Source organism: Klebsiella sp. PL-2018, from assembly GCF_019048985.1.
In the GTDB taxonomy this organism is placed as follows: Bacteria; Pseudomonadota; Gammaproteobacteria; order Enterobacterales; family Enterobacteriaceae; genus Klebsiella; species Klebsiella michiganensis.
On sequence record NZ_CP077673.1, the window covers coordinates 4,929,161 to 4,948,911 of the forward strand.

General features: G+C 56.3%; 18 protein-coding genes. 8 read left to right on the forward strand and 10 right to left on the reverse strand.

Annotated elements, in window-relative coordinates:
• Nucleotides 1-6: 6 nt before the first annotated feature.
• Nucleotides 7-1,668, reverse strand: a complete 1,662-nt coding sequence (locus tag MKleb_RS23150) for an acyl-CoA synthetase FdrA (RefSeq protein WP_025105953.1) — start codon at nucleotides 1,666-1,668, stop codon at nucleotides 7-9.
• Between the two features lie 13 nt (nucleotides 1,669-1,681).
• Nucleotides 1,682-2,905 carry an MFS transporter gene (locus tag MKleb_RS23155; protein ID WP_025105952.1) on the reverse strand — a complete coding sequence of 408 codons (1,224 nt, stop codon included), beginning with the start codon at nucleotides 2,903-2,905 and terminating at the stop codon, nucleotides 1,682-1,684.
• 328 nt (nucleotides 2,906-3,233) lie between these two features.
• Between MKleb_RS23155 and MKleb_RS23160 the strand changes: the two genes are divergently transcribed.
• The gene (locus MKleb_RS23160) at nucleotides 3,234-4,139 is read left to right on the forward strand and encodes a carbamate kinase (RefSeq protein ID WP_025105951.1); all 906 of its coding nucleotides are present in this window, start codon (nucleotides 3,234-3,236) and stop codon (nucleotides 4,137-4,139) included.
• A gap of 87 nt (nucleotides 4,140-4,226) precedes the next feature.
• On the opposite strand, the gene fbaA is transcribed toward MKleb_RS23160, so the two are convergent.
• From fbaA to epd, 3 genes are all read right to left on the reverse strand, one after another.
• A complete protein-coding gene (gene fbaA, locus MKleb_RS23165) occupies nucleotides 4,227-5,306 on the reverse strand; it encodes a class II fructose-bisphosphate aldolase (RefSeq protein ID WP_009654956.1) in 1,080 nt (359 codons plus the stop codon).
• A gap of 97 nt (nucleotides 5,307-5,403) precedes the next feature.
• Nucleotides 5,404-6,567 (reverse strand): phosphoglycerate kinase, encoded by a 1,164-nt coding sequence (gene pgk / locus MKleb_RS23170; protein ID WP_004125049.1) that lies wholly within the window; start codon nucleotides 6,565-6,567, stop codon nucleotides 5,404-5,406.
• Nucleotides 6,568-6,618: 51 nt separating this feature from the next.
• On the reverse strand, nucleotides 6,619-7,638 hold the full coding sequence (epd, locus tag MKleb_RS23175; RefSeq protein ID WP_014226819.1) for an erythrose-4-phosphate dehydrogenase: 1,020 nt from the start codon (nucleotides 7,636-7,638) through the stop codon (nucleotides 6,619-6,621).
• Between the two features lie 376 nt (nucleotides 7,639-8,014).
• On the opposite strand from epd, the gene MKleb_RS23180 reads away from it, so the two are divergent.
• The 5 genes from MKleb_RS23180 to MKleb_RS23200 are packed head-to-tail and all read left to right on the forward strand — an operon-like array spanning nucleotide 8,015 to nucleotide 11,064.
• Nucleotides 8,015-8,440, forward strand: coding sequence for a PPC domain-containing DNA-binding protein (locus tag MKleb_RS23180; RefSeq protein WP_025105950.1), 426 nt, complete (start codon nucleotides 8,015-8,017; stop codon nucleotides 8,438-8,440).
• A 23-nt stretch (nucleotides 8,441-8,463) separates the two neighbouring features.
• A complete protein-coding gene (locus MKleb_RS23185) occupies nucleotides 8,464-9,042 on the forward strand; it encodes an ECF transporter S component (RefSeq protein WP_025105949.1) in 579 nt (192 codons plus the stop codon).
• A complete protein-coding gene (locus tag MKleb_RS23190; protein WP_025105948.1) occupies nucleotides 9,042-9,749 on the forward strand; it encodes an energy-coupling factor transporter transmembrane component T in 708 nt (235 codons plus the stop codon). The genes MKleb_RS23185 and MKleb_RS23190 overlap by 1 nt, the downstream gene beginning before the upstream one ends.
• On the forward strand, nucleotides 9,737-10,414 hold the full coding sequence (locus MKleb_RS23195; RefSeq protein WP_025105947.1) for an ABC transporter ATP-binding protein: 678 nt from the start codon (nucleotides 9,737-9,739) through the stop codon (nucleotides 10,412-10,414). Before MKleb_RS23190 ends, MKleb_RS23195 begins: the two co-directional genes overlap by 13 nt.
• Nucleotides 10,408-11,064, forward strand: a complete 657-nt coding sequence (locus MKleb_RS23200; RefSeq protein ID WP_025105946.1) for an ABC transporter ATP-binding protein — start codon at nucleotides 10,408-10,410, stop codon at nucleotides 11,062-11,064. Before MKleb_RS23195 ends, MKleb_RS23200 begins: the two co-directional genes overlap by 7 nt.
• Before the next feature lie 129 nt (nucleotides 11,065-11,193).
• Here the strand turns inward: MKleb_RS23200 and tkt are convergent, their stop codons facing one another.
• On the reverse strand, nucleotides 11,194-13,185 hold the full coding sequence (tkt, locus tag MKleb_RS23205; protein ID WP_025105945.1) for a transketolase: 1,992 nt from the start codon (nucleotides 13,183-13,185) through the stop codon (nucleotides 11,194-11,196).
• 279 nt (nucleotides 13,186-13,464) lie between these two features.
• Here tkt and MKleb_RS23210 point away from each other — a divergent pair, with 279 nt between their 5' ends.
• Nucleotides 13,465-14,223: a metalloprotease LoiP gene (locus tag MKleb_RS23210; RefSeq protein ID WP_025105944.1), complete on the forward strand. Its 759-nt coding sequence runs from the start codon at nucleotides 13,465-13,467 to the stop codon at nucleotides 14,221-14,223.
• Between the two features lie 167 nt (nucleotides 14,224-14,390).
• Here MKleb_RS23210 and speB read toward each other — a convergent pair whose 3' ends face one another.
• The 4 genes from speB to MKleb_RS23230 all read right to left on the reverse strand — a co-directional run bounded on the left by speB (nucleotide 14,391) and on the right by MKleb_RS23230 (nucleotide 17,874).
• Nucleotides 14,391-15,311 carry an agmatinase gene (speB, locus tag MKleb_RS23215; protein WP_004105690.1) on the reverse strand — a complete coding sequence of 307 codons (921 nt, stop codon included), beginning with the start codon at nucleotides 15,309-15,311 and terminating at the stop codon, nucleotides 14,391-14,393.
• Between the two features lie 211 nt (nucleotides 15,312-15,522).
• On the reverse strand, nucleotides 15,523-17,499 hold the full coding sequence (gene speA, locus MKleb_RS23220; protein ID WP_004854144.1) for a biosynthetic arginine decarboxylase: 1,977 nt from the start codon (nucleotides 17,497-17,499) through the stop codon (nucleotides 15,523-15,525).
• An 8-nt stretch (nucleotides 17,500-17,507) separates the two neighbouring features.
• The gene (gene yqgB, locus MKleb_RS23225) at nucleotides 17,508-17,639 is read right to left on the reverse strand and encodes an acid stress response protein YqgB (protein WP_075210876.1); all 132 of its coding nucleotides are present in this window, start codon (nucleotides 17,637-17,639) and stop codon (nucleotides 17,508-17,510) included.
• An 85-nt stretch (nucleotides 17,640-17,724) separates the two neighbouring features.
• Nucleotides 17,725-17,874, reverse strand: coding sequence for a hypothetical protein (locus MKleb_RS23230; RefSeq protein WP_155774231.1), 150 nt, complete (start codon nucleotides 17,872-17,874; stop codon nucleotides 17,725-17,727).
• A 467-nt stretch (nucleotides 17,875-18,341) separates the two neighbouring features.
• Here MKleb_RS23230 and metK point away from each other — a divergent pair, with 467 nt between their 5' ends.
• The gene (gene metK / locus MKleb_RS23240) at nucleotides 18,342-19,496 is read left to right on the forward strand and encodes a methionine adenosyltransferase (RefSeq protein WP_014226830.1); all 1,155 of its coding nucleotides are present in this window, start codon (nucleotides 18,342-18,344) and stop codon (nucleotides 19,494-19,496) included.
• The last annotated feature ends 255 nt before the right edge of the window (nucleotides 19,497-19,751 follow it).

The window sequence follows — 19,751 nt, forward strand, 5'->3', positions numbered from 1 at the left end:
CTGAACTTAATGTAACTGCTTGAGTAAACTGGCGAGACGGGCGTTGCCGCCGGCAACAGGCGCCCACTGATAATGCACCACCCGCGTGCCGCTGCTTTGCAGATCCAGCGCGAAGCTGCGCAATCCGGCATTGATAACCTGAACGCCGTCGAGCAGCGGGTTGTGCGCTGCCGATTCGCAAGGTGGTTGATGCTGCGTCAGGCTAACCGCCAGCAGCGCCGCCTCTTCGAGGGTATCCACCACCGCAATCCCGGCCTCGCGCAAGATGGCGATCTGCCCGCTCCGTCCCTGCGGGTCGGCATCAGTACCGGTCATGGTGGCGATGACGACCAGCGGCGCGGCGCGTTTGCCGCGAACTTGCTCGACGGCTTCCACCACGGCGCCAGCAGGATCCGCACAGGCGCCGTAGCCCAACACCACATCCAGCAGCAGCACGCCGACTTCCGGCATGGCCGCCAGCTTCTCGATTTCAATGCTACGGGTGGTGGGGTCGATCATCGGATGCGGTCTGCCGAGGGTGTAGCTATCGTCGCCGAGATCGACAATGCGATGCCCGTCGGCTTCCAGCATCACGCCGTCGGCGTGGGTGTTGCTGACCGGAAGCCCCAGGCTAGCGGAGAGCAGCATCGCGGCCTCGGCAGCAAGGGTGCCGCCGGCATACAAACCATAAATCCCCTTGCCCGCAACCTGCGGCTGGCTCTGCCGCTGCTGCGCCACGCGCATCAGCAGGACCGCCAGCTGCGCGGCATCCGCCAGCGAGTTCGCCAGCCAGACATTGCCCTCGCGGCGCTGCTCGGCGCGGCTGCCAAGGAACAGCGCTACCACCGGTTTATGCTGTTTTTGCATTGCTGCAATAATGCGAGAACGAACCTGCGGCGACGGCGGTTTCGAAACAAAGGCAATAACCTGCGTCGCGCTGTCAGCCGCCAGCATCTCCAGCGCGGTCAGGGCGCTGATGCCGCCGACTTCAGCGCTGAGATCGCGCCCGCCAAGGCCGATAGCGTGGCTAATTCCCTGCTGGTGCAACGCCACCTGCGAGGTGATTTCCTGGATCCCGGTTCCTGACGCGCCAATCACGCCAATCCCGCCCTGCGGCAAAACGTTGGCGAAGGCCAGCGGGCTGCCGGCAATCATCGCCGTTCCACAGTCCGGTCCCATCACGATGAGCCCCTTCTCGCGGGCCAGCGTTTTCAGTTCCACCTCTTGCCCCAGCGAGATGTTATCGGAGAACAGCATTACGTTTTTGTTTGCCAGCAGCCCCTCTTTCGCCACTCCGGCGGCGTACTCGCCAGCCACCGACACCAACAGCAGGTTAGCGTCCGGCAGTTTCTGGCAAGCGCTCTCCCAGCGCCGCGCCTTAATCAGTTGCGTAGAGCTTCCCGACGCATTGGCGATAGCGATCAATTCTTTCTCTAACTGCTCACGGATTAAATCGAGGATTTCCGGCTGCGCTTCATGGGTGCGTACCGCCACGCAAATATCATTCGGCGTGGCTTCGCTGAAATCCGGGTGCCAGAAACCGGTCGATTCCAGCATCGATTTATTCGCCGGGGTTCCCATCATCACCGAAACCTGATCCACTTCCGGGCGTTCACTTAATTTGCGGGAAATAATCATCAGGCTCACGGAGTCCTGAAAGCTTCCCTTTTTAATAAAAGCGTAAATCATTACCGCTACCTCTTTATGTGCGTTTTTCTTTTAAAAACAGCATGGCGACCAGACCAACAACCAGCAGCCCGGCGGAAACATAAAAACTCGATGCCAGACTGCCGGTAATATCACGCGCTGCGCCTGCAATAATTGGCGCCAGAATCGATGAGCTCATGCCGATAAAATTAAATAAACCAAATGCGGTGCTGTAATTGGTTTCATCGACGCTATCGGCGACCAGCGCCACCAGCACCGGATCCAGCGCCAGTTTGCCGACCAGGCCATACACGCACAGCGCGGCGATGACCCCGGTCATGCTCGGCATCCAAATAATTGACAGCATGCTGGCGATCGCCACCGGCACGAGGAACAGAATTAACGGTTTACGACGGCCTAATTTATCCGACAGACCAGAGAACAGCAGCGCACCGGGAATGGAAATCCACGCGACCAGCGATGAAATAAATCCAGTTTCACTACCGGCAATGCCGCGTTCGTTTTGCAGATAATAAGGAAGCCAGGTCAGAATCACGAAGAATCCGAACAAACTGCAGAACACCATGATATAAGTCAGAATTAAATTACGGTTTTTCAGCAGATCGCTAAATTTGCCTTTTTGTACCGGCTTACCGTCAACGTCGGCGGTACGCTTTTTCTCTTTCACGAATAACCAGATGGCAATCCCGACCAGCACCGATGGTACCGCCATGGCGTAGAACGGCATCCGCCATGAATAGCCCAGATCGTAAACCAGCCAGCTCGACGTCATCAGGCCAAGGGCAATACCGAAGGCCATACCGCTATTGATGATCGCGCTACCCAGCGAACGGAATTTTTTCGGGATCTGCTCAGAAGACAAACCGTACTGCGGGCCATAATACGTTCCCTCGCCAGCGCCGGTGATCGCGCGGGCAAACAGCAGCATATACCAGCTTTTTACCCAACCGGTGACGGCAGTAAATACGCCGAACAGAATAAACCCCGGCACCAGCACTTTTTTCTTACCAATTTTGTCGCCGAGAATTCCCGCCGGGACCTGCAGCAAAGCGTAAGAAAAATAAAAAACAGAGTTGAGTATGCCTAATTGCGTGCCGCTTAAACCAAACTCTTTTTCCAGTTCCCCCATCACCGGATTTAACACCGTGCGATCGGCATACATAAATACCCAGCCCAACCAGAAAAGAAATACCGTGACCCACCAGGCCGGTATTCCTTTTCTTTTCGTCACCTCGGTGACCTCATATGTTCCTGACATAAGCTTTCTCCCGGCAATATTCTCCTCATGGCATCACAGCCGATGCGTGAGGGATTGATGATTTAACTACGCTAACCATATCGAGCTAACCACGAATTTCTTTTGAACAAAGTCACACAAAACCTATTGTTTTAAATTACTAAAAACTGGAATCTGCATTATTAAAAAAAATCTAATAATCATTTTAAAAAATTTTTAAATAAAACCAGCGGATATAATATTTATTGGCGAGATATTTTTTACTCTCCATGAAGTGGCGATCTCATCACATAACAAGACCGCTAAAACGATATTTTTAGCGCACATCCTTTTATTCAATGAGGTCATCATGAAAAAGAAAATTGTCATTGCGCTGGGCGGTAATGCGTTACTGCAGCGCGGGGAAGTGCTCAGCGCGGAAAACCAGCAGCGTAGTATTCAACTCTTTGCCCGGATGGCGGCCGAATTAGCCCGTGATTATCAGTTGGTGATCGTACACGGCAATGGCCCGCAGGTTGGATTGCTGGCGCTGCAAAACGCCGCCTATAGCGAGTCCCCCACCTGGCCGCTGGATATTCTGGTGGCGGAAAGCCAGGGGATGATTGGCTGCGCTATCGCCCAGGAGCTGATGCAATACGCTGGCGATACACCGGTTAGCACCCTGATGACCCGCGTGGAGGTAGCGGCTAATGATGACGCCTTTGCCGCCCCCGGCAAATATATCGGCCCGGTGTATCCGCCGCAGCAGCAGGCAGAGTTGGAAAAACGCTATGGTTGGCAGATGAAAGCGGACGGCGGCTATATCCGCCGGGTGGTTCCGTCGCCGAAGCCGCTGAGTATTGTTGATAGCGCGGCGATCCAGACGCTGATGAATGCCGGTCATCTGGTTATTTGCTGCGGCGGCGGCGGGATCCCGGTGGTCGCCGAGACGCACGGCTACCGGGGGGTGGAAGCAGTTATCGATAAAGATCTGACGGCGGCGGCGCTTGCCAGCGCGATTAATGCCGACCATCTGCTGATTCTGACAGATGCCGATGCCGTGTATGCCGATTGGGGTACGCCGCAGGCCCGCCCGCTGCATCATGCCACTGTTGCTACGCTCGCGCCGTTTGCCGCGCCGGACGGCGCAATGGGCCCGAAAGCGGAAGCGGTGATTCAGTTTGTCGAGCATACCGGGAATCGCGCGTTTATCGGCGCGTTAAAGGATGCGCCGCAGATACTGGCTGGCAAGAAAGGCACCTGCGTGACCCGCTAAAAAAAATGGCTTCCCGTAGGAAGCCATTTTTATACCGGCCAGGAAGGAAAACGGCGTTTTCCTTCCTTACGCTAGCAGCATGCGAAATTACAGAACGTCGATCGCGTTCAGCTCTTTAAATGCCTGCTCCAGACGGGTCACCATGGACGTCTGTGCAGCGCGCAGCCATACGCGCGGATCGTAGTATTTCTTGTTCGGCTGGTCTTCGCCTTTCGGGTTGCCCAGCTGGCCCTGCAGGTAAGCTTCGTTAGTTTTGTAGTACTGCAGGATACCGTCCCAGGTTGCCCATTGGGTATCGGTATCGATGTTCATTTTGATCACGCCGTAGCTTACGGAGTCTTTGATTTCCTGAGCGGAAGAACCGGAACCACCGTGGAATACGAAGTTCAGGCTGTTGTGCGGCAGGTTGTGTTTCTTAGAAACGTATTCCTGAGAGTCGCGCAGGATAGTCGGGGTCAGTACCACGTTGCCCGGCTTGTAAACGCCGTGTACGTTACCGAAGGAAGCGGCGATGGTGAAACGCGGGCTGATTTTGCTCAGCTCGGTGTACGCGTAATCAACGTCTTCCGGCTGGGTGTACAGAGCAGAAGCGTCCATGTGGCTGTTGTCCACGCCGTCTTCTTCGCCGCCGGTGCAGCCCAGTTCGATTTCCAGAGTCATGTCCATTTTGGCCATACGCGCCAGGTACTTAGAACAGATCTCGATGTTTTCGTGCAGGGACTCTTCAGACAGGTCGATCATGTGAGAAGAGAACAGCGGTTTGCCGGTTGCGGCGAAGTGTTTTTCACCCGCGTCGAGCAGACCGTCGATCCACGGCAGCAGTTTCTTAGCGCAGTGGTCAGTGTGCAGGATAACCGGAACACCGTAGTGCTCAGCCATCTGATGCACGTGATGCGCGCCAGAGATAGCGCCCAGGATGGCTGCGCCCTGAGGAACGTCAGTTTTCACGCCTTTGCCCGCGATGAACGCAGCGCCGCCGTTAGAGAACTGAACGATAACCGGAGAACGAACTTTTGCAGCTGCTTCCAGAACAGCGTTGATGGAATCAGTACCCACGCAGTTTACCGCTGGCAGAGCAAAGTTGTTTTCTTTAGCTACCTGGAACACTTTCTGAACGTCGTCGCCAGTGATGACGCCCGGTTTTACGAAATCAAAAATTTTAGACATGTTACGTAGTCCTGTATCTGTATCTTCGACCGTTGAAGAAGGTTCGCGAGCTTTTACGCGCGCTGAAAAACAGGCGGGTCTCCCCGCCTGAACTGAATTACTGCTTAGCGCGCTCTTCGAGCATGGCTACTGCCGGCAGAACTTTACCTTCCACGAATTCGAGGAATGCGCCGCCGCCGGTGGAGATGTAGGAGATTTTGTCAGCAATACCGAACAGGTCGATTGCTGCCAGGGTGTCGCCGCCGCCTGCGATGGAGAACGCTTCGCTGTCTGCGATGGCGTTAGCTACGATTTCAGTACCTTTGCGGAAGTTCGGGAATTCGAACACGCCGACCGGGCCGTTCCACAGGATGGTTTTCGCGTTTTTCAGGATTTCAGCCAGTTTCTCTGCGGAAGCATCGCCCAGGTCCAGAATCTGCTCTTCATCTTTGATGTCGTTAACAGATTTCAGGGTAGCGGTTGCGGTTTCAGAGAACTCGGTTGCCACGCGAACGTCAGTCGGAACCGGGATATCGCAGGTAGTCAGCAGGCGTTTCGCTTCGTCAACCAGATCGGCTTCGTACAGGGACTTACCGACGTTGTGGCCCTGAGCGGCAACGAAGGTGTTGGCGATGCCGCCGCCGACGATCAGCTGGTCAGCGATTTTAGACAGGGAGTCCAGAACGGTCAGTTTGGTAGAAACTTTAGAACCACCCACGATAGCGACCATCGGACGAGCCGGTTCTTTCAGCGCTTTACCCAGGGCGTCCAGCTCAGCGGCCAGCAGCGGGCCTGCGCAAGCGACGTCAGCGAATTTGCCGATACCGTGAGTAGAAGCCTGCGCGCGGTGAGCGGTACCGAACGCGTCCATGACGAATACATCGCACAGCGCAGCGTATTTTTTCGACAGCGCTTCGTCGTCTTTCTTCTCGCCTTTGTTAAAGCGAACGTTTTCCAGAACCACCAGCTCACCGGCAGCGACTTCAACGCCGTCCAGGTAATCTTTAACCAGACGTACCGGGTTAGACAGTTTGTCTTTCAGATAGTTAACAACCGGCAGCAGAGAGAATTCTTCGTTGTACTCGCCTTCGGTAGGACGACCCAGGTGGGAAGTGACCATCACTTTCGCACCCTGTTTCAGGGCCAGTTCGATGGTCGGCAGAGAAGCACGGATACGCGCGTCGCTGGTTACTTTCCCTTCTTTAACCGGTACGTTCAGATCCGCACGGATAAAAACGCGTTTACCAGCCAGATCCAGATCGGTCATCTTAATTACAGACATGGTGAATCCTCTCGTTGATTCTTGATAAAGTTTTGCAGGCGCCTGAGCGCCTTACCTGAAACCTTGTGCGGCCATCGCTAACGTGGTGTCGAGCATCCGGTTAGCAAAGCCCCATTCGTTATCGCACCAGACCAGCGTTTTGATCAAATGCGCGCCACTTACCCGCGTTTGTGTGCCATCGACAATGGCGCTATGGGGATCGTGGTTGAAATCTATCGAGACTAACGGCAATTCCGTATAGTCAACTATACCATGAAATGCACCCAGTGCTGCTTTTTGCAGCAACTGGTTGACTTCACTTGCTTTTACCGGTTTTTTCACCGTTACGCTAAGGTCGATCGCCGTCACATTAATCGTCGGTACACGAACCGCGATCGCTTCAAAGCGATCGTTAAACTGAGGGAAAAAACGCGTGATCCCCGCAGCAAGCTTAGTATCAACCGGGATGATTGATTGGCTGGCCGCTCGCGTCCTGCGTAAATCCGGATGCCAGGAATCAATGACCTGCTGATCGTTCATTGATGAGTGGATCGTGGTTACCGTTCCTGACTCTATGCCGTAGGCATCATCTAACAGCTTAATGACCGGAATAATGCAGTTGGTGGTGCAGGAGGCGTTGGAGACGATACGGTGCTCGGTTCTGAGCTCAGCATGGTTTACGCCAAAAACGATCGTCGCGTCGAGGTCGTTGCCGCCAGGGTGTGAAAAAAGCACTTTTCTGGCGCCGGCCTGAAGATGGGCTTCGCCATGCTCGCGGCTGCCGTAAACGCCGGTACAGTCAAGCACCACATCAACCGCCAGTTCCCGCCAGGGCAACGCCTCAAGGGAAGATTCATGCAGAAGACGAATGGCATCGTCGCCAACAAACAGCTGCTCTCTCTCCTGACGTACATCCCAGGCAAAGCGCCCATGGCTGGTGTCATATTTCAATAAATGCGCGATGCCGGCAGCATCCGCCAGTTCATTGATTGCCACCACGGTAATTTCCGCACGACGCCCGGATTCATACAAAGCACGAACCACGTTACGCCCGATGCGACCGAAGCCATTAATCGCAATGCGTATGGTCATAGGTCTCCTGCAAGACTATCCATGATATGAGGTGGCTGACAGAGTAATGCAGCAACGCTCTAAGGGAAACCTTACCTGTCGCAAACTGCGACTGATTGATTAATTGTCGAACATTTAGACGACTGAAACGCTTCAGCTAGAATAAGCCAAACAAGGAATAAAAGGAATGATTGTCCAGCCGGAGAAACCATTTATCTGACTTACATCACACTTTTACCCTCTCTGCCGCGGAATTTATTCCCTATTCCACAATGACGAATAAGCGTAGCAAAATCTTTTCGTTGCCGGGCGGCAAACACTGATTTATATCAGAAACTATACCGTATAGCGGCGATATGATGACCGTTACGTCCGAGTCTCGGAGTCCCTCGAAAAAATGACAATCCCCCACTTGCAGCCCTCTGCGGCTCGTTACTATGCGCTTCGCTTACTTCCGGGCGATGAGGTTTTTTCACGCCTGCGCGCCTTCATACAAGAGCAACAGATTCAGGCTGCCTGGATAGCCGGTTGTACCGGCAGCTTAAGCGATGCGGCATTACGTTTTGCCGGCCAGGATGAGACCACTTTTTTGACCGGAACCTATGAGGTTATCTCCCTGAACGGCACGCTGGAATGGCAAGGTGAACATCTCCATTTAGCGATATCCGATCCGCAAGGCGCCATGCTCGGTGGCCATATGATGCCCGGCTGTGCCGTCCGCACCACCCTTGAGCTGGTGATAGGCGAACTGACCTCCCTGGCGTTTAGCCGTCAGCCGTGCGCGGTTTCCGGCTATGACGAACTGGTCATTTCATCCCGATAACTTTTCCCCTTAAAGAGGTTTCTATGGTTCGTCGCCAATTTACCAGCCAGTCCCTGGTGCTGATTGCGATCGCCGTCGCCATCAATATGATCGGCGGACAGCTCATCAGTCTGTTAAAGCTTCCCATCTTTCTCGATTCGATCGGCACCTTAATCAGCGCGGTTTTACTCGGCCCGGTCATTGGCATGTTGACCGGGTTACTGACCAACCTCCTGTGGGGGCTGCTGACCGATCCGATTGCCGCCGCCTTTGCGCCGGTGGCGATGGTGATTGGTCTGGTCGCCGGATGGCTGGCGCGCGCGGGATGGTTCCGCACCTTACCGAAGGTGGTCATTAGCGGCGTTGTCATTACCCTCGCCGTGACCGCGGTCGCCGTACCGCTGCGTACGGCGCTGTTCGGCGGCGTGACGGGCAGCGGCGCGGATCTGTTCGTCGCCTGGATCCATTCGGCAGGTCAGAATCTGCTGGAATCGGTGGCGATTACCGTCTTAGGCGCTAATCTGGTGGATAAAATCCTTACCGCGATTATCGTCTGGATCCTGCTGCGCCAGCTGCCGCTGCGCACGCTGCGTCAGTTTCCTGCGATGTCTGCCGTACGCTAATGCACCCTTTTACGTCATTAACTCTCTGGGCGCTGGCGGCGGCGACTACGCTGCTGCTGCCCGCAGAGACGGCGCTGCCGGTTTATAGCGCAGCGGCGTTTCTCAGCTTGCTGCTGTTCAGGGCGACGCGGCGGCGGGCAAAATACGTTGCCTGGCTCCTCTTCTCGCTGGGCATTGGCCTGTGGCTGGTCCACGGCGGCTGGTTTACCCAGTGGCTGAGCGGCCACCCTCGCGACCCGCAGCGCTGGGCCAGCGCCATCACGCTGTGGCTGAGAATTCTGGCAATTGTTTCAACGTCACAGCTGTGGATGGAGTACGTACCGGTACAGCGCTTTATTCGCGCCCTGTTTGCTTCACGCCTGCCGCCGGGCGTCGCTTATCTGTTCGCTGGCCCGCTGCTGGTTGTCGAACAGCTAAAGCGCCAGCTGACGATTATCCACGAGGCCCAACGCGCCCGCGGCGTACCGCTGGACGAGAACGGCTATCAGCGGCTGCGCGCTATGCCTGCGCTCATTATCCCTCTGACCCACAACGCGCTTAACGATCTGGCGATACGCGGAGCGGCGCTGGATATGCGGGCATTTCGTTTACATCGTCGGCGCACCACGCTTTGGGCGCCGAAAGGCAGCGCCTTACAACGTCTGGCGCGTTACGGCATGCTGCTGGCGATGGTCGCTGAAGCTGGAGCCTGGCTATGGTTACGTTAGAACAATTCCGCTATCACCCGACCCAGGCGGCGCGATCTGCGGCATGCTTTGATTTTCATTATTCGCAGCCCGGCATTGTGGCGATTTTTGGCGATAGCGGCAGCGGGAAAAGCACTCTGGCGCAGATTATGGCGGGCTGGTATCCGGATTTTCTGCCCGGCGATATCGAAGGTAAAGGCACCCTGCTTGGTATCCCCATCGGGCAGCAATCGCTGGTCGAACGGGCGCAGACCATCCAGCTGGTCCAGCAATCACCCTATCTCCAGCTTTCCGGCTGTACCTTCAGCGTCGAAGAAGAGGTCGCTTTTGGCCCTGAAAATCTCTGCCTCAGCGAAGAGGAGATTATGCGCCGTATTGACGAAGCGCTGACGCTGACGGCGTGCCAGGCGTTACGACATCGCCACCCCTCCACCCTATCCGGGGGAGAAACCCAGCGCGTGGCGATCGCCTGCGCGCTGGCTATGCGGCCAACGCTACTGATCCTTGACGAAGCCTTTAGCCGCCTGACGGCGCAGGCAAGCGCTATGCTTCTGGAGCGCCTGGGGCACTGGGCGCTGGCGCAGCGTTCATTGATTATCCTTTTTGAACGCCCCCCTTCGCCTTTTCTTGCCTGGTGTCAGCAGGGATGGCGACTGCACGATGGAGCGCTTTCCCCGCTATGCTAACATTGAATCAGGTGACCTGGCGCTGGCCCGGCGCGACGGCTGACTGTTTGCAAAATATCTCGCTGGCGCTCGGCCAGGGGGAATGGCTGGCGCTCACCGGCGATAACGGCGCGGGGAAATCCACCCTGCTGCGGGTGATGGCCGGACTGCTACCCGCCACGTCCGGTAGCGTCAATTTGCTGGATAAGCCGATTGCGCAATACAAAAACCGTCAACGCGCCAATATCATCGGCGTGCTGTTTCAGGAGGCCGAAAACCAGCTCTTCCACAGCAAAGTCGCGGAAGAGATCGCCTTTGGGCTGCGGCTCCAGAAATTGCCTTCTGCGGAGGTTGCGCAACGCACCGCGGCGGCGCTGAAATTATGCCGGCTGGAGAGCGTAGCCGACGCGCATCCGCTGGATTTACATACCGCCCAACGCAGGATGGTCGCCGTCGCCTCTCTGGAAGCCATGGCGCCAGAAATACTGCTGCTTGACGAACCCAGCCGCGATTTTGACCAGCACTGGCTGGCAATATTTGAAGCGTGGCTGGCGGTTTGCCGCAAAAGAGGGACCAGCGTAGTGGCCATCAGCCACGATGAGGCGTTTACACGGCGGCACTTTTCCCGCCGGGTGCTTCTGGAAAAAGGCAGAGTGCTGAGGATGGTCTGAAAAAGAAACGGGCCGCCAGAGCGACCCGTTTTTTACGGTGGCAGCCAGAGTTTTTACCCGGAGGCGGTGCTGCGCACCTTCCCGGGCTACCCGACCGCGCTGGCCCGTAGCCCGGAGGCGGTAAAAGAACTACAGCAGCGCTTTCGCTTTCGCGACCACGTTATCCACGGTGAAGCCAAACTCTTCAAACAGCTGCTCCGCCGGCGCAGACTCACCGAAGGTGGTCATGCCAACGATCGCGCCGTTCAGGCCCACGTATTTGAACCAGTAGTCGGCGATACCCGCTTCGATGGCCACGCGCGCAGAGACGGCTTTCGGCAGCACGGCTTCACGGTAAGCGGCATCCTGCTTGTCGAACGCGTCGGTGGACGGCATGGAAACCACGCGCGCCTTCACGCCTTCGGCAGTCAGTTTTTCGTAAGCGGCAACCGCCAGCTCCACTTCAGAACCGGTGGCGATGAAGATCAGCTCCGGCTGTCCCGCGCAGTCTTTCAGCACGTAGCCGCCGCGGGCGACGTTCGCCAGCTGCTCTTCGGTACGCTCCTGCTGCGCCAGGTTCTGACGGGAGAGGATCAGCGCGGTCGGGCCGTCCTGACGCTCTACGCCGTATTTCCACGCGATGGCGGATTCCACCTGGTCGCACGGACGCCATGTGGACATGTTCGGCGTGACGCGCAGGGAAGCCACCTGCTCAACCGGCTGGTGCGTCGGGCCGTCTTCGCCCAGACCGATGGAGTCGTGGGTGTAGACCATCACCTGACGCTGTTTCATCAGCGCCGCCATACGTACCGCGTTACGCGCGTACTCGACGAACATCAGGAAGGTGGAGGTGTACGGCAGGAAACCACCGTGCAGGGCGATGCCGTTGGCAATCGCGGTCATACCGAATTCACGTACGCCGTAGTGGATATAGTTACCGGCAGTGTCTTCGTTGATGGCCTTAGAGCCGGACCACAGGGTCAGGTTACTTGGCGCCAGGTCAGCAGAGCCGCCGAGGAACTCAGGCAGCAGCGGGCCGAAAGCTTCAATGGCGTTCTGGGATGCTTTACGGCTGGCGATTTTCGCCGGGTTAGCCTGCAGCTTCGCGATGAATTCGTTCGCTTTCGCGTCGAAATCAGCCGGCATGTCGCCTTTCATACGGCGGGTAAACTCGGCAGCTTCCTGCGGGAAGGCTTTGGCGTAGGCGGCGAATTTCTCGTTCCACGCGGACTCTTTCGCCTGGCCTGCTTCTTTGGCATCCCACTGGGCATAGATTTCAGACGGGATTTCAAACGCCGGGTGTTTCCAGCCGAGCGCTTCGCGGGTCAGCGCGATTTCCGCGTCGCCCAGCGGCGCGCCGTGGGAGTCGTGGGTACCGGCTTTGTTCGGCGAACCGAAACCGATGATGGTTTTGCACATCAGCAGGGACGGTTTGTCGGTGACCGCACGCGCTTCTTCTACCGCGCGTTTAATCGAGTCAGCATCGTGACCGTCAACGCCGCGCACCACGTGCCAGCCGTAGGCTTCAAAACGCTTCGCGGTGTCATCGGTGAACCAGCCTTCCACGTGACCGTCGATAGAGATGCCGTTGTCGTCATAGAACGCCACCAGCTTGCCCAGTTTCAGGGTACCGGCCAGGGAGCATACCTCGTGAGAGATACCTTCCATCATGCAGCCGTCGCCCATGAACGCGTAGGTGAAGTGGTCAACAATGTCGTGGCCCGGGCGGTTGAACTGCGCCGCCAGAGTTTTCTCCGCGATGGCCATACCAACCGCATTCGCAATACCCTGACCCAGCGGACCGGTGGTGGTTTCCACGCCCGCGGTGTAGCCGACTTCCGGGTGACCCGGCGTTTTAGAGTGCAGCTGACGGAAGTTCTTCAGCTCTTCAATCGGCAGATCATAACCGGTGAGGTGCAGCAGGCTGTAAATCAGCATGGAACCGTGGCCGTTGGACAGGACAAAACGGTCGCGGTCGGCCCAGGACGGGTTCTGCGGGTTATGATTCAGGAAATCACGCCACAGGACTTCGGCAATGTCAGCCATACCCATCGGGGCACCCGGGTGACCGGATTTGGCTTTCTGTACTGCGTCCATGCTCAGCGCACGAATAGCGTTAGCAAGCTCTTTACGTGAGGACATTTTGACTCCAGATCGGATAATGAAGGCCATGCCCGCAACGACTTGACGACAGCGCGTTTTGGGCTACGCCGGAAAAAAGTGTGAACAATGTAACCTAAGCGGCAAAGCATGTACATGGAGCATCCTTTTGCCGTTTAAGAAATCTCTGGAACACGTTGTGCTACGGCGTAATCCTCTCGCCCGCATTCTCATATAGTATTTATAATTTGCACAGGATACGGCAGGCAGCCATCGCCGTTTTTTCGGATAAATAACCATAAGATTGTGGAAGATAAAAAAATGAAAATTCGCTCAGCTCTTCTTGCCCTTGGGATCGCAGCCACGCTTACCGGATGCCAGAACATGGATTCCAACGGCCTGCTTAGCTCCGGCGCGGAGGCTTTCCAGGCTTATTCGCTCAGCGACGAGCAGGTGAAAACCTTAAGCGACAAAGCCTGTCAGGAGATGGATGCGAAAGCGACTATCGCGCCTGCCAGCAGTGAATACAGCAAACGCCTGAGTAAAATCGCCGCCGCGCTGGGGGATAACATTAACGGTCAGCCGGTGAACTACAAGGTGTATCAAACTAAAGACGTTAACGCCTTCGCCATGGCTAACGGCTGCATCCGCGTTTACAGCGGACTGATGGATTTGATGAATGATAATGAAGTCGAAGCGGTTATCGGCCACGAAATGGGCCACGTCGCGCTGGGCCACGTGAAGAAAGGGATGCAGGTAGCGCTGGGCACCAACGCGGTACGCGCGGCGGCGGCCTCCGCGGGCGGCATCGTCGGCAGCCTGTCGCAGTCGCAGCTGGGCGATCTGGGCGAGAAGCTGGTGAACTCGCAGTTCTCCCAGCGTCAGGAATCGGAAGCGGACGACTACTCGTACGATCTGCTGCGCAAGCGCGGCATTAATCCGGCAGGACTTGCCACCAGCTTCGAGAAACTGGCGCAGCTGGAAGCCGGACGCCAAAGCTCCATGTTTGATGACCACCCGGCATCGGAAGCCCGCGCTCAGCATATCCGCGATCGCATGAAGGCCGACGGGATTAAGTAAGCCCCGGCTCCCCAAGTGGCATAACAAACAGAATTGGGGGAGCTTATCGGTATGCCGGGTAGCGGCTCACACCTTACCCGGCAACACAATCTGCACTTATTCTTAGGCCGGTGCAAGCACTGCGCCTCCAGGTCGTTCGAGGAAAACGCACGCTGTGAGCGACCTAATTACTCGCCTTTTTTCGCCGCCTGAATGTAGAGCATTTCCAGCGCCAGCGTCGCCGCCGCCAGGGCGGTGATTTCGGACTGGTCGTAGGCCGGAGCGACTTCCACCACGTCCATGCCGACGATGTTCAGATCCTTCAGGCCGCGCACCAGCTTGATCGCACGATCGGAGGTCAGCCCGCCGATCACCGGCGTACCGGTACCCGGGGCAAACGCCGGATCCAGGCAGTCGATATCAAAGGTCAGGTACACCGGCATATCGCCGACGATCTGTTTCACCTGCGCAATCACATCGTCAACGCTGCGATCGTTTACCTGGCCCGCATCCAGCACCGTGAAGCCGTTGTCTTTATCAAACTCGGTACGGATACCGATCTGCACCGAATGATGCGGATCAATCAGGCCTTCGTTGGGCGCGGTGTAGAACATGGTGCCGTGGTCAAATTCGCAGCCATTGGCGTAGGTATCGGTATGGGCGTCGAAATGCACCAGCGCCATTTTGCCAAAGTGCTTCGCATGAGCGCGCAGCAGCGGCAGCGTCACAAAGTGGTCGCCGCCAAAAGAGAGCATGCGTTTTCCTGCCGCCAGCAGTTTTTCCGCGTGGGCCTGCAGCTTTTCACTCATTTCACGCGCGTCGCCAAAGGCGTAAACCAGATCGCCGCAGTCCACGACGTTCAGGCGCTCGCGCATGTCAAAATTCCACGGGAAGCGGTTGTGCTCCCACGCAAGGTTCGTCGACACCTGGCGGATCGCCGCCGGGCCATGACGGCCGCCCGCGCGTCCGGAGGTCGCCATATCAAACGGTACGCCGGTGATGACCCAGTCCGCATCGCTGTCGTACGGCATGAAATTCATCGGTAGACGCAGAAAACCAAATGCGTTGGATACCAGGGAGTTATCGTATTGATGACCTAAGGTGCTCATGGGTATGACCTCTTTTACAGTCGTTGTATTGAAATACAAATATAAAAAAACCCTTCCGCGTCGTTAGGCCCGACGAGGAAGGGTTTGAATGAGTTTACTGCTTAGTTGGCCGAATTATCGCCGTAAATGTCTACGCGTTCAAGTGAGTCTGGCAAGTGGTGAACCAGGCCTCTCTCTCCCTCTTTCCTCTCCGCTACGGAGAGGGCATAGATCACTCGTCTTCCAGATAAGTGTAGCCGTATAAACCGGCTTCGAACTCTTCAAGGAACTGCTGCTGCAGGTCAGCGTCGAGATCGGTCTTTTTCACCTGATCGCGGAACTGGGTCAACAGCGTGTTCGGATCGAGCTGCACGTACTGCAGCATATCCGCGACGGTATCCCCTTCATCAGACAGCTCCACTTCGACGCTGCCGTCAGGGAAGACAAACACGTCGACGGCTTCCGTATCGCCGAACAGGTTGTGCATATTGCCGAGGATCTCCTGGTAGGCGCCTACCATAAAGAAGCCCAGCATCGGCGGGTTCTCCGGATCGTATTCCGGCATCGGCATGGTGGTCGCAATACCGTCGCCATCCACATAGTGGTCAATCGCGCCGTCGGAGTCGCAGGTGATATCCAGCAGCACCGCGCGGCGTTCCGGCACCATATTCAGCCCTTCCAGCGGCATCACCGGGAATAGCTGATCGATACCCCAGGCGTCCGGCATCGACTGGAACAGGGAGAAGTTGACGTAGATCTTATCCGCCATACGCTCCTGCAGTTCGTCGATAATTGGGCGATGCGCGCGGTTGCTGGGATCGAGCTGTTTCTGCACTTCATGGCACATATTGAGATACAGCTGCTCGGCCCAGGCGCGCTCCTGAAGATTAAAGGTGCCGGAGGAGTAGCCGATATGAATATCGTGCAGATCCATCTGGCTGTCGTGCAGCCATTCGCGCAGCGAGCGGCGATTGCCGGTTTCCTGCATCTCCTGCCAGGTTTCCCACATGCTTTGCAGCGGACGCGCGGCGTCTTCCGCGGGCGGGGTCGCCTCGGTATATTCGTTACGCTCAACGCCGATAATATTCGATACCAGCACGGTGTGGTGCGCCGTGACCGCGCGGCCGGATTCGGTGATCACCGTCGGGTGCGGCAGGCCGTTCTCTTCACAGGCATCGCCAATCGCCCAGATGATGTTGTTGGCGTATTCGTTCAGGCCATAGTTCACCGAGCAGTCGGACTGCGAACGGGTCCCTTCATAGTCGACGCCGAGACCGCCGCCAACGTCGAAGCACTGAATATTCACGCCCAGCTTGTGCAGCTCAACGTAGAAACGCGACGATTCACGCACGCCGGTGGCGATATCGCGAATATTGGCCATCTGCGAGCCAAGGTGGAAGTGCAGCAGCTGCAGGCTGTCCAGATGCCCGGCTGAGCGCAGAATTTCAACCAGCTGCAGAACCTGGGTCGCCGCGAGGCCAAATTTGGATTTTTCGCCGCCGGAGGACTGCCACTTACCGGAGCCCTGCGAAGCCAGACGCGCGCGCACGCCGAGACGCGGCACCACGTTCAGCCGCTCGGCCTCTTCCAGCACGATGGCGATTTCGGACATTTTCTCGATGACCAGATAGACCTTGTGGCCCATCTTTTCGCCCACCAGCGCCAGGCGGATATATTCACGGTCTTTATAACCGTTACAGACAATCACGCTGCGGGTCATACCGGCGTGCGCCAGTACCGCCATCAGCTCGGCCTTAGAGCCCGCTTCCAGACCCAGCGGCTCGCCGGAGTGGATCAGCGATTCAATCACGCGGCGATGCTGGTTAACCTTGATCGGATAAACCAGAAAGTAGTCACCGTTATAGCCATAAGATTCGCGCGCGCGTTTAAAGGCGGCGTTAATCGAACGCAGGCGGTGCTGCAAAATCTGCGGGAAGCAGAACAGCGCAGGCAGGCGCTGCCCCTGAGCTTCACGCGCTTTCACCAGCTCGGCAAGGTCAACGCGCGCTTCCGGGACGTCAGGATCCGGGCAGACGCTAATATGGCCCAGTTCGTTAACGTCGTAGTAGTTATTACCCCACCAGGCAATATTGTAAGTACGTAGCATCTTGCTGGCTTCCTGGGAGCTCATCGCAACCTCCTGCATGGAACGTAGTACACCGTGATCGCCTGCTGACGAAGGCGAAGATAAAGACATGTCGTCAGACATAGCGAACCTCAAATTTTAGTAACAAGTGTAAAACAGTTGACTACTATCGCAATCCGAAGAAGCGATAACAACCCATAAACAGTCCGAAATCCCAGTAGATAGTGCTGGTCTTGCGGCTGAGCGACCGGTTTCTTATTCATATCATCGTAAAACACGTACCCGAACGGAGTATGACAGTCCGGAGAAACCACGAGAAAACCCTTGCTATCGCAAGAGCGCCCTTGTTCAGTTTTCCAGCAGCCTGCCGGCCCGGGAATCCTGAGAAGCGCCGAGATGGGTAGAACATCGGCTGGTTTGCATGAGAGAGATGCGGATTGAGGAGTAGTGACGCGCGACGGAACGACGCGACGAATCAGGCGAAAAACGTGGGTTCATTATCTGGTATCACCTCCACACTGCCCCGAGTCGGGCCAGCGACAAGCCAAAGCTATAGGTTCCGGACAGCCAGCGAAAACGCCGCTGCGGGACTCTGTCAATAGAGACTGCTTAACCCGGCTGGAAGTGGCGTCACGAGGTGAGTGCTCGTGCGCTGTTTTAATGAGCCGCGCGCGGCGTTTTATACCGAGAAGCGGGGTAAAAAGCAAAATAAAAATATGCGCGTTGCCGGGTATTGTCAGGAAAAATTGCCACTGCCCTTTTTCTATAAATGCGACGAATATCAAAAAAGGCTGGAAATGGGGTCAAGAACTGCCCTAAAATAGCCGTCCAGAAGTTAATCCATCTATACTGATTAACACTCAGACTGCTCGTGTCACTACCTGCAAGCTTTGGTAGAGTCATCCGTCAAAGCCATTCTACACAACAGTATGAGCTACCCGAATCGTCCACAGGTGAAATAAAACATGGCAAAACACCTCTTTACGTCAGAGTCCGTATCAGAAGGGCATCCCGACAAAATTGCTGACCAAATCTCCGACGCCGTGCTGGATGCGATCCTCGAACAGGATCCGAAAGCGCGCGTAGCATGTGAAACCTACGTCAAAACCGGTATGGTTCTGGTCGGTGGTGAAATCACCACCAGCGCATGGGTTGATATCGAAGAGATCACCCGCAACACGGTCCGTGAAATTGGCTACGTGCATTCCGATATGGGCTTTGACGCCAACTCCTGCGCGGTGCTGAGCGCCATCGGTAAACAGTCTCCGGACATCAACCAGGGCGTTGACCGTGCCGATCCGCTGGAACAGGGCGCGGGCGACCAGGGCCTGATGTTTGGCTACGCCACTAACGAAACCGACGTGCTGATGCCGGCGCCGATCACCTATGCGCACCGTCTGGTGCAGCGTCAGGCTGAAGTGCGTAAAAACGGCACCCTGCCGTGGCTGCGCCCGGATGCGAAAAGCCAGGTCACCTTCCAGTACGACGACGGCAAAGTTGTTGGTATTGATGCGGTCGTTCTCTCCACACAGCACGCCGAAAGCATCGATCAGAAATCGCTGCAGGAAGCGGTGATGGAAGAGATCATCAAACCGGTTCTGCCGACCGAGTGGCTGAATAGCGCGACCAAATTCTTTATCAACCCAACCGGCCGTTTTGTTATCGGCGGCCCCATGGGCGACTGCGGCCTGACCGGGCGTAAAATCATCGTTGATACCTACGGCGGCATGGCTCGTCACGGCGGCGGCGCTTTCTCCGGTAAAGATCCGTCTAAAGTGGACCGTTCTGCGGCCTATGCGGCGCGCTATGTGGCGAAAAACATCGTTGCCGCTGGCCTGGCCGATCGTTGCGAAATCCAGGTTTCCTACGCCATCGGCGTGGCGGAGCCAACTTCAATCATGGTTGAAACCTTCGGTACCGAAAAAGTGCCTTCTGAGCAGCTGACCCTGCTGGTGCGCGAGTTCTTTGACCTGCGTCCGTATGGCCTGATTCAGATGCTGGATCTGCTGCACCCGATCTACAAAGAGACGGCGGCATACGGCCACTTTGGCCGCGAGCATTTCCCGTGGGAAAAAACCGACAAAGCGGCCCAGCTGCGCGAAGCGTCCGGTCTGAAATAAGACGCCGCTCTCCTCGCTTTCAAGGCCAGCCTCACGCTGGCCTTTTTATTTTACGCCCCTCAGTCGCCCGGCATACCGCCTGCAACTCCCTTTTATGGAAGCGATTACATCATATGCAGAGCAAACCTTTTCCGTTATTGCATGCAAAATGTAATAAGACTTCACTTTGTTACACAATATTTCAGTAAAGTCCGATTAGCGCTTTTAATTTCTTGAGCTAAACTTAATTAATATACTGATTTAAATGCGTTTATA

Excerpts from the sequence above, each read along its gene's own strand:
- speA (WP_004854144.1), bottom strand. The coding sequence starts at position 17,499 with ATGTCTGACGACATGTCTTTATCTTCGCCTTCGTCAGCAGGCGATCAC.
- MKleb_RS23160 (WP_025105951.1), top strand. The coding sequence starts at position 3,234 with ATGAAAAAGAAAATTGTCATTGCGCTGGGCGGTAATGCGTTACTGCAG.
- MKleb_RS23200 (WP_025105946.1), top strand. The coding sequence starts at position 10,408 with ATGCTAACATTGAATCAGGTGACCTGGCGCTGGCCCGGCGCGACGGCT.
- metK (WP_014226830.1), top strand. The coding sequence starts at position 18,342 with ATGGCAAAACACCTCTTTACGTCAGAGTCCGTATCAGAAGGGCATCCC.
- tkt (WP_025105945.1), bottom strand. The coding sequence starts at position 13,185 with ATGTCCTCACGTAAAGAGCTTGCTAACGCTATTCGTGCGCTGAGCATG.
- MKleb_RS23185 (WP_025105949.1), top strand. The coding sequence starts at position 8,464 with ATGGTTCGTCGCCAATTTACCAGCCAGTCCCTGGTGCTGATTGCGATC.
- MKleb_RS23210 (WP_025105944.1), top strand. The coding sequence starts at position 13,465 with ATGAAAATTCGCTCAGCTCTTCTTGCCCTTGGGATCGCAGCCACGCTT.
- speB (WP_004105690.1), bottom strand. The coding sequence starts at position 15,311 with ATGAGCACCTTAGGTCATCAATACGATAACTCCCTGGTATCCAACGCA.
- MKleb_RS23190 (WP_025105948.1), top strand. The coding sequence starts at position 9,042 with ATGCACCCTTTTACGTCATTAACTCTCTGGGCGCTGGCGGCGGCGACT.
- MKleb_RS23195 (WP_025105947.1), top strand. The coding sequence starts at position 9,737 with ATGGTTACGTTAGAACAATTCCGCTATCACCCGACCCAGGCGGCGCGA.
- epd (WP_014226819.1), bottom strand. The coding sequence starts at position 7,638 with ATGACCATACGCATTGCGATTAATGGCTTCGGTCGCATCGGGCGTAAC.
- yqgB (WP_075210876.1), bottom strand. The coding sequence starts at position 17,639 with ATGAATAAGAAACCGGTCGCTCAGCCGCAAGACCAGCACTATCTACTG.
- fbaA (WP_009654956.1), bottom strand. The coding sequence starts at position 5,306 with ATGTCTAAAATTTTTGATTTCGTAAAACCGGGCGTCATCACTGGCGAC.
- MKleb_RS23180 (WP_025105950.1), top strand. The coding sequence starts at position 8,015 with ATGACAATCCCCCACTTGCAGCCCTCTGCGGCTCGTTACTATGCGCTT.
- MKleb_RS23150 (WP_025105953.1), bottom strand. The coding sequence starts at position 1,668 with ATGATTTACGCTTTTATTAAAAAGGGAAGCTTTCAGGACTCCGTGAGC.
- MKleb_RS23155 (WP_025105952.1), bottom strand. The coding sequence starts at position 2,905 with ATGTCAGGAACATATGAGGTCACCGAGGTGACGAAAAGAAAAGGAATA.
- MKleb_RS23230 (WP_155774231.1), bottom strand. The coding sequence starts at position 17,874 with ATGAACCCACGTTTTTCGCCTGATTCGTCGCGTCGTTCCGTCGCGCGT.
- pgk (WP_004125049.1), bottom strand. The coding sequence starts at position 6,567 with ATGTCTGTAATTAAGATGACCGATCTGGATCTGGCTGGTAAACGCGTT.